We start from the raw sequence: 9534 nt of genomic DNA on the forward strand, positions 1-9534 counted from the left end.
CAGCCTCGTTCAATGACCTGCTCAAACTCTATGTTGTTACTTGTCCTAGCCATGCCTTCTTTTATTCACTAAGTTCCGAATTCCCACCAATAATCATCCCCCTGTGTGTCAAATTTACTTGCCATGGATGTTTCATATGTCAAAAATTTGTATTCATTGGCCATATGGAACTCGCTAATTTTGTCATCCTCCTGCGTGAGAAGGAATTCTCATGGCTCGTTTCATGTGTTTTTGTTTTGCTTTCTATTGCCACATGGAACTCTCACGTAAGTTTCATCATCCTCCTAGGTGAAAGTTTGGATAATCAAGTTTACATGGTCGTTTCATAATAATTGAAACACAATGCTCATTAAATAGTTTTTAAAACACTTGTTAAGACCTTGTTAAAAGGAAATACCACGAAGCATAACGACTGATAAACAGCAAGCAAAGTGGGTATATGGCATACGGTAGGTGCTGTGGAATTAACCAGCCAAAAATAAGCGGTATTGATACGCACACCATTAAAAACAAAAGGTACAACTTGAAGACCTTTGATTTGTAAAACCAGCTTGCTAAAAAGGCAGCAAACAAGTTAAAAGGCATTGCCCACAACATATTAAAGTTTTCGCCCGTAACACTGTGGCGCGATAAAAACCACAAAAAGAAAATAAGTGCCCCTACTACTCCGCTAAACAATAGTACTATTCGATTGATGACTACAAATGGTGCTTTGCGCTTCACCTCAACAAATACCAATCCCATCGATAAGAAAAACAACAACCACATTAGTAGGCCTGGTGTTAAGGTGCCAGCTTTATCTTCTTTATCAAACGATAAAATGGTTTGTTTTGGCCCCAGCAAGGCGGTGCCAGTGTTTACTTTTTTAGCTTCTGACAAATGCTTCATCAGGTAATCAGGCAAAAACATTTGATCGTACTGACTGGCGTCATAATCTGTTTTCATGCCCAAAATAATATCCAAGCCGTCTCTTATCCAAGGCACCCTTGCATCGTAATAATGTAACATATCACGAAACGTCTTTTCTTCATGCTCACTGGTATTGTATTCAACTTCACCATCCACATTGGCAACAATGATATCGCGAATACGTGTGGCACAATTATCAAATAAAAAATCGTATCGGTAAAACTTATTCTCTGGCTTAGCATTCGTAACTATAGCATCAAATAGTTTTTGCTTTTCATCATCTGTCAGGTTCAGTTTCTGCTCCCAAACACTTCGTTTCTCGTAGTTATAAGCCCTTAAAAAACGATTATAAGGCCCGTAAGCGAGCATGTAATTCAGGTCACCATTGGCAAACTTGAGGTAGAAATTGGGTGTATCAAAATCGAAAGTGCCATAGTTAAAAACAACATCTAAATTCGCTTTCGGATCATGTACCCGGATGGCGCTATGGCCGAACACCGAATATAACTCATCGCCTGCAGCACATGTTAGTAACGAAATAGAAGCCTCATTGGATAGCCTGGTTTGTGCCATCAGGTTAAACGACATTACAACTAATAACAGAAAAACAGACCAATAACGCATATTCGATTTTTTTGTCGAAGATAAAAAATAATCGGCGCCAAAAAACAAAGGACAATCAGCAAATATTAACAATCACAATTATCTTTGTTGTAAACAGGATGCAATGCAAAAGCGAAAAGACGAAATAATTGAGCTGATGACTGCCGATTGGGCAGCCCAAACCTTTCAAGAGCTTGCCAAACAAGTATATCAATCGCCTAAGGATATTTCAATATTATTGGAGCTAAATGAACATCCACAACATAAAATAGCTTGGCGTAGTGCCTATTTGCTTGATTTATCGCACGATTTGGATAAAACCATTTTAGATGAACACCTCCAACTTTTGATGGACCGAACACCACTTCTTAGCAGTCAAAGTATAAAAAGGCATTACCTAAGAATTTTATCGCAGCATGATTTAAGTGAAGTAGCCGATGGTCAATTGCTCGATTGTTGTTTTGAATGGTTACAAACCGAAGAAACACCCATTGCTGTAAAGGCACACTGCATGCAAATTCTTTACGACTTAACAGTTCCATACCCCGAACTCATTAGCGAATTAAAAGCGGTTCTTGAAAATTTAATTCCGTATGGCAGTAAAGGTGAAGTCAACAAAGCAAAAAAAATACTAGCTCAATTAAATAAAACAAAACGCGCATAACTAATTCATTTTCAAAGCTATACACTCCATCTCTCCACAAAAAAAAGCTACTCCCTCAAATAAATGCACTATTTTTATTCCAAGAATGCATCCTTTTAAAAACCACGCTGTCTTTAAACCGACAATAAGCTAAAAATTGGCACAAAAAATAACCGACATACATAAACCCATCATTGTGAAAGCGGCCAAAGGCAATGCTAAAGCACAGAGAAATCTATACGAGCTCTATGCCAAAGCCATGTTCAATATCTGCTACCGTATGATGAACAGTATTGAAGATGCTGAAGATATGTTACAAGAGGTTTTTTGTGAAGCTTTTAAACGACTGGATTCATTTCGTTTTGATTCAACCTTTGGGGCCTGGATAAAACGAATATGCATTAACAAATGTATTAACGAACTCAAAAGAAGAAAACTAAACCTGGAACTGAACGAAGAAATAACACCCGATGCCATGCAGGACGATGTTGAAGAAACCAACGACATTGAACTAAAAGTTGAACACATTAAACATGCCATGGGCATGTTACCACATGGTTACCGTATTGTTTTTTCGTTGTACATGCTCGAAGGTTACGACCACCAGGAGATTGCAGATATCATGCAGATTACTGTTTCAACCTCTAAATCGCAACTGGCAAGAGCAAAAAAGAAATTATTGGAAATACTAAAAGCGGGTTCAATGGAATTAACGCTTAACTAAAACGATGTAGTATGAACAATCGCCTGAAAGATTATATCGACCATAACAAAGATGCTTTTGACAGCCTGGAAGCGCCTGCAGGTGCATGGGCATCTATTAATGAAGAACTACATGGTAAGAAAAAAATACGTTTAAGCATTATACGTTACGGTACTGTTGCGATAGCCGCTGCACTCATTGGAGTATTTGTATACATAGGTGTAATGCAGCAAGCTGAGCCAGTTTTAACGGCTGAAGAAACCGCTATGACAGAGATGGAATTATACTACATAACGAAAGTCAATCGGCAAAGAGAAAAAGTGTATCAGGTATCGGATAAGTATCCTGAATTAAAATCGGAAATGGACAAGGATTTGGCAGAATTAGATACGATAATGATAGAGCTTAAAAGAGATTTGGACGATAACGTAGATAACGCCGAAGTAGTAGAAGCCATGATACAGAATTATCGCATGAAATTAACCATACTGGAAGACATCATGCTGTTTTTAGAAGACCAAAAGGAAGATAACGAACCAACACATACATCTTATGCATTATAAAAAGATATACTTGTTCATTTACTTTTTTCTAGCATTGTTGGGTGCAGAAGCACAGGCCCAAACAATTACAGAAGAGCTTAAACGACATGAAAGCTTTTATGTACTGCCATCAGCTACCCTTGAAGTAAATAACAAATATGGTAACATTCATTTCTCAACCTGGGATCAAGATTCGGTAAGCATCAGCATCAACTTTTTTATCTCTGAAAAAAATGAAGCGCGCTTTCAAAAGATAAAGGATAATGTGCAGTTTAAAATAACAGGAAACGCATCCTACTTATTGGCCGAAACAGTATTTGGAAGTAAATACTCATCATTCTTTAAAAATATTAAAGAAGCCACCAACCTACAAGGTTCAGGCAGTTCGCGTACACGCATTGATTACTTTGTGAAGGTACCTGCTCACATTAACCTAAAAGTTGATAACCGCTATGGCAATGTGTACATACCCGATTTTAATGGCAACCTCAATGTTAACTTGTCGAATGGCGATTTTCAAGGTAAAAATATAACTGGTAACAACACCCTTACACTGGCTTTTGGCGATGTTATGATTGAATCGTTGCAACAGAGCACGCTTGATTTTAACTTTAGTAAGGTTCATATAAGCAATGGACAGCAGTTGGATATTCAATCCAAATCATCGGAAGTGAAAATTGAAAAATGTGAACTCATTAAGCTACAATCCAAGCGTGATGACTACCAGATAAACGAATTAGCTCATTTGTTTGGTGAGACCTACTTTTCTAAGCTATCGGTACTACACCTAAAAAATGAATTTAACATGGTGATGCAATACGGCGCTTTAAAGCATTTAGGATTAGAACCTGCCTTTGATTTATTAAAAGTAAACTCGCAATACACCAATTGCACCATACAAATAAAGGAACCGTCGGCCTATGCCTGCAGTATTATGGCGCCCAAGGGAGAAATTAATTTACCCAAAGAGCTAATTGCCAAAAACCCTAAATGGCAAGAGCTTATTGAAACACAAGCAGTCGTTTTTAATTACAAAGGACAAGCGGCAAAGGAAAAAGTGCAAATACACATAAGCGATGCCAGCTTAATGATCAGCCATAAATAAGTAAACATGAAATTCATAAAACTATATATATCCATCATCCTGTTGCTGACCTTTATGCCTGAAGGCAAGGGGCAGGATTATAAAAATGCTGTACGCATGTCCTTTGGTACCTATTGGAGTGCATCGTATAAGCGATTGTTTAATCAAGAAGATGGTGCCATGGCAATGCTACAATATGGAGAAAACAGTCTGGTCATTGCTGGATTAAGAATATTTCATCAACCGGCTTTCCCTACTACTTCCAGTAAATGGTTTATTAGTTATGGATATGGTGCTCATCTGGCCTACAGAACAAAAATAAAAAGCAGCAACTTTTTCAGACCATTTGCCCCACCAATAGTGCACGAGGGTAATTTCGTTTCGCCCGGTATGGATGGATACATTGGTTTGGAGTACCGCTTTTTAAAATATCCATTTGCCCTATCGGCCGATTACATGCCCAACTTTGAGTTTTTCGGGCCTGGATATTTTCGCATGAACCTGAATAATATTTCAGTAACAGCGGCCTTTGTATTTTAAGATAATAGCTATAGCAATTATATAATAATAAAACACAATACACCGAAACAAGCATAATACCAAGAAATTAAAACAAGCTTGTTTCCTTACAACGACTAAAAATTTAGACACATGAAAACATATATTTTAACACTAGCATTTGGCCTTATATTATCTATGGCCCATGCGCAGCAAGCAGATAATGAAGTTCGCACCATATTTGGCAGCAAACAAGATCGCTCAAATGGTGGTTATGGTGCTATAATGGTTAATTACAGCGAAATTATGAATCGCGATGCCATAGTGGTAGGTGGGCGTGGTGCCTGGGTGGTTGATCACAATTTTGGCTTAGGCCTTGGAGGCTATGGCTTTATGACCGACCCACAAATGGATGACGTAAAAGGTGAGGAATACCAGATCAATGGTGGTTATGGTGGATTAATTCTGGAGCCTATTGTAGGAGCTAAGAAACCTGTTCACTTATCATTCCCGATTTTGATTGGAGCTGGTGGTGTGGCTTACAACAAACATTGGCAAGAATATGAGCCTGATTATGAATATGATTATGAAACTTATGAAGATAGTGATGCATTTTTTGTAGTAGAACCTGGTGTTGAAGTCGAATTTAACATGCTCAAATTCTTCCGTCTAGGCCTTAGCGTATCGTATCGCTATACAAGTGATATTAGCTTAAGCTATAAGGATGATACAATAGGTGCTCCTACCCCCAATGTGATTGGATCGCCCGATATGCTGCGTGGTTTCAACTACGGTATTGTTATGAAGTTTGGTAAATTTTAGCAGTCTATCCCATCAACTTATTTTCGGATCGCCTCTAATATTCCTATAGTCGGATTTAGTGGCGATCTGTTTTTTTGCTTCCCCCTGTGTCATTTGACAATTGCTTCAAACACTTTATTCATCATCTCAAACACGATAAATACCGTTTAATTCTAACTTTTGCCGCGAAACTGACAAATGGCAGCATTTAAACTTGCGAATCGTCACCTTTTGTTACTTTTGTGCTTTCAATTGTACTACACACTATGACAAAACAGGCACAAAATGTAAAGGAGCTGGAATTTCAAAGCATCCCTAAACTGCTTTGGAAATACTTCCTACCAGCTTTTGCAGGTGTCATTATCAACTCATTATACAACATTGTTGATCGTATATTTATCGGACACGGTGTTGGTGCAATGGCCTTATCTGGTTTAAGCGCCGTTTTTCCTATTATGGTTATCATGATGGCTTTTGGCATGCTCATTGGCATGGGGGCTGGTGTACGCGTTTCCTTAAACCTGGGTAAAAAAGACTTTAACAGAGCTGAGAAAGTACTGGGAAATGCTTTTGTTTTAATGGTAGTGGTAGCGCTATTCATTATGTTCCTGGGCTTTACCATAAAAGATCCCTTGCTTCAATTTTTTGGGGTTAACAATCAAACATTCGACTATGCTAATGAATACCTTAATATCATATTATTTGGTTCCGTCTTTAACATTGTAGGTTATTCGCTTAATAACCTTATTCGATCTGAGGGCAGTGCCAAAGTGGCCATGATATCGATGCTTATCAGTGCGGGATTGAATCTGATTTTAGATCCCATCTTTATTTTCGCCTTGGATATGGGCGTTGCCGGTGCAGCATACGCCACCGTTATTTCTCAGTTGGCCCTAATGATATGGGTCATTGCTCATTTCAGAAGCAAACGCTCTGTTATTCGTTTAAGAATGAGGAATTTTCCTCTTAAAAAAGACATTGTTTGGTATATCTTGTCCATTGGCTTTGCTCCTTTCTCTATGCAACTGGCCTCAAGCCTGGTATTCGGAACCTTTAATATACAACTGGTTAAATACGGTGGTGATTTAGCTGTGGGTGCCATGGGCGTTATCATGAGCGTTGCCATGCTGTTGGTAATGACAGTTATCGCCATTAACATGGCTGCACAACCCATTATTGGCTTTAATTACGGTTCAAAAAATTACAAACGCGTTAGAGAAACGCTCATAATAAGCCTAATATTTGCAACTATTATTTCCATTTTAGGATTTGCCTTAAGTGAATTATTCCCTCGCACCATAATTAAGGCATTTAATAATGATAGTGCCGAGTTATTAGACATTGGAACACGAGGTCTTCGTATCTTTTTGTTAGCCTTGCCTCTGGTTGGCTTCCAAATTATTACTGGAAATTATTTCCAATCGACTGGAAAAGCTGGTTTGTCGGCCCTTTTATCCTTATTACGTCAGGTAATTGTATTGGTACCTGTTCTCATCACCCTACCAAAATACATAGGTTTAGATGGCGTTTGGCTAGCTGGTCCCATAGCTGATACGGTATCTGCCTTTATTACTGCTGTATTTTTAGCCAGGGAATTACGACGTTTAAATCGAGCTATTGATTATAAACAAAAAAAAAGCTGATAACCCGAAGGCTACCAGCTTAATGATGGAAAGTTTTGGTTTAGTTGTGTAATCACTAATTATTTAACTTCTCTATGTTCTTCTGAATCTTTTTAATAGCTGACTCGATTGATTTTTCGGGTTCAATTACATTGTAAGCTCCCCAGAAATCAGCATCAGCAAAGCCCATTTCGGTATCGCTCATCACCACATTACTCTTCATTTTCTCAGCTCCTCTAAAGTTTTTACTTTCTGTTTTTTCCCAATCGGTTATGGCCATTTCAATACCTGTATGGTAAACCGTATTAAACAGTTTCTTTTTCCAATTGACCTTAAAAGTTAGTTCTCCACGAGAGTATCCATAAATCCACTTACCGTCTTTCTCGCGGTAGGTAACCATATACGATGCCTTTGTTGGGTAAACATCTGCTCCTGCAGGCTTACGCTTAATGAACATCTCTCCTACAGCCTTTTCATCCTCGGTATTAATATTGTAAGTGGCACTTACAATGGCCATCGTTTCCGAGTCGATGTACAAGCTACCATAGAATAATGGTTCCGGCACATACTCTTTTTGCTTAAAATTAAGGATGTATAAAATACGATCATCCTGGCGAGTTATATTGCCAATCTCAAAATCATAATCCTCTAACAAATCGTAGCGTAAAATCATGTAAGGGCTCTTCATAATATCCAACATCAATGTTGAGTATGGGCCTCCCTGTAATTTAAAAAGCAAAGTATCTAATTTACCGTAATCAGCACTTTTTCTGCCTTTCAACAATTTAACAGCATCTACTTTTGAATTATTATATCCCTGCTTATATATCTCAACAACAGCCTCTGATAGCGATGCATAAGCACGTCTCTTACGGATGGTCTCACGATAGAAAGCCGTCATCAAATTCTCATCCTGCGAATAATTTTCTTTTCGATGATTTAATACCGCTTCAATCAAAAGGTTTGGATCTTTTGGAAAGACTGTAATCGCATCGAGCGAGACTGTTAACACATTCAGCTTAATTTTATTGTTATTCGCTTTCAAGTCATTGATCGCAATTGTTTTTTGATCATAACCTATGTAAGAAATGGTTAAGCTATTACCGAGCATCTCGTTAGGTACCTTTAAAATAAAACTACCTTCTGAATTGGTTACCGTAGCAATATTGGTTCCTTCAACGGTCACGTTAGCAAAAACTAAATCATCACCATTATTTGCATCCACTACCTTACCCTTAATTTCTTTGTAAGTCCCCTCTTGTAATACAAGCTTTTTCTTTTTAATGGCATCATTGGCCACTAATGAAAAAGACATCATAAGACTAACAATTAAAAGCATAAGGAAGCGAGCTTTTTGTTCCAGAGTTTGTTTTGTTGGTTTCATACTATTTAGGTTTAACTGTTTATTATTTGCATTGTCATCTTAAGGACAAGCAAGCTTTCAACTTTCCCCTATCGAATTTTAATATTTTTTTTAATTCATTCAATTTCTTTCTTTAATTTGCCGCCTTAAAATAATATGAAACGAGCCATGAGAATAAGTTCTCACACAAGAGCATGATTGATTTTGGCGAGTTCCATGTAGCAATAAAAAACAAAATTTAAACACATGAATATCAGCTTTTACGCATAATTTAATAAACGCAGAGACACATTGACGCAGAGTTTTATGATTTTAAGTACACATCTTGCGACTCAGTACCTCAACGACGTTTTTTGGGATAATTAAATATCTTATGCATGACTGCAGATATTCAAAGAATAAATCTCAACAACAACTAATATGAAACGAGCCATGAGAATAAGTTCTCACACAAGAGCATGATTGATTTTGGCGAGTTCCATCCCGATAAATCGGGACAAGTAGTGGCAATAAAAACAAAATTTAAAACATGAAACGACCATGTAAATTTAGCATCCTAAGTTGCACACAAGAGGATGATTAAATTTATTTGAGAGTTCCATATGTCAAATGAAAACAAATTATATTCATATGAAACATCCATGGCAAGTAAATTTGACACACAGGGGGATGATTATTGGTGGGAATTCGGAACTTAGTGAATAAAAGAAGGCATGGCTAGGACAAGTAACAACATAGAGTTTGAGCAGGTCATTGAACGAGGCTG

At 37.7% G+C, this 9534-nt stretch carries 9 protein-coding genes; 7 read left to right on the forward strand and 2 right to left on the reverse strand.

Going from position 1 to position 9534, the window contains the following annotated elements:
- Positions 1–372 precede the first annotated feature (372 nt).
- Positions 373–1533: a DUF4105 domain-containing protein gene (locus tag FNN09_RS20390; RefSeq protein ID WP_143304342.1), complete on the reverse strand. Its 1161-nt coding sequence runs from the start codon at positions 1531–1533 to the stop codon at positions 373–375.
- 103 nt (positions 1534–1636) lie between these two features.
- On the opposite strand from FNN09_RS20390, the gene FNN09_RS20395 reads away from it, so the two are divergent.
- The 7 genes from FNN09_RS20395 (at position 1637) to FNN09_RS20425 (ending at position 7426) form a co-directional block, all read left to right on the forward strand.
- Positions 1637–2176: a hypothetical protein gene (locus tag FNN09_RS20395; protein WP_143304343.1), complete on the forward strand. Its 540-nt coding sequence runs from the start codon at positions 1637–1639 to the stop codon at positions 2174–2176.
- Between the two features lie 136 nt (positions 2177–2312).
- Entirely contained in the window at positions 2313–2879 is a 567-nt protein-coding gene (locus FNN09_RS20400) for an RNA polymerase sigma factor (protein WP_143304344.1), read from the forward strand.
- Positions 2880–2890: 11 nt separating this feature from the next.
- Complete coding sequence (locus FNN09_RS20405) at positions 2891–3421, forward strand: hypothetical protein (RefSeq protein WP_143304345.1); 531 nt, start codon at positions 2891–2893, stop codon at positions 3419–3421.
- The gene (locus FNN09_RS20410) at positions 3411–4505 is read left to right on the forward strand and encodes a hypothetical protein (RefSeq protein WP_143304346.1); all 1095 of its coding nucleotides are present in this window, start codon (positions 3411–3413) and stop codon (positions 4503–4505) included. The genes FNN09_RS20405 and FNN09_RS20410 overlap by 11 nt, the downstream gene beginning before the upstream one ends.
- Before the next feature lie 6 nt (positions 4506–4511).
- The gene (locus FNN09_RS20415; protein ID WP_143304347.1) at positions 4512–5024 is read left to right on the forward strand and encodes a hypothetical protein; all 513 of its coding nucleotides are present in this window, start codon (positions 4512–4514) and stop codon (positions 5022–5024) included.
- 111 nt (positions 5025–5135) lie between these two features.
- Positions 5136–5804 (forward strand): hypothetical protein, encoded by a 669-nt coding sequence (locus FNN09_RS20420; RefSeq protein ID WP_143304348.1) that lies wholly within the window; start codon positions 5136–5138, stop codon positions 5802–5804.
- Positions 5805–6049: 245 nt separating this feature from the next.
- A complete protein-coding gene (locus tag FNN09_RS20425) occupies positions 6050–7426 on the forward strand; it encodes an MATE family efflux transporter (protein WP_143304349.1) in 1377 nt (458 codons plus the stop codon).
- Positions 7427–7481: 55 nt separating this feature from the next.
- On the opposite strand, the gene FNN09_RS20430 is transcribed toward FNN09_RS20425, so the two are convergent.
- Entirely contained in the window at positions 7482–8789 is a 1308-nt protein-coding gene (locus FNN09_RS20430) for a carboxypeptidase-like regulatory domain-containing protein (protein ID WP_143304350.1), read from the reverse strand.
- Between the last annotated feature and the right edge of the window lie 745 nt (positions 8790–9534).

Source organism: Carboxylicivirga sp. M1479, from assembly GCF_007097485.1.
Taxonomy (GTDB): Bacteria; Bacteroidota; Bacteroidia; order Bacteroidales; family Marinilabiliaceae; genus Carboxylicivirga.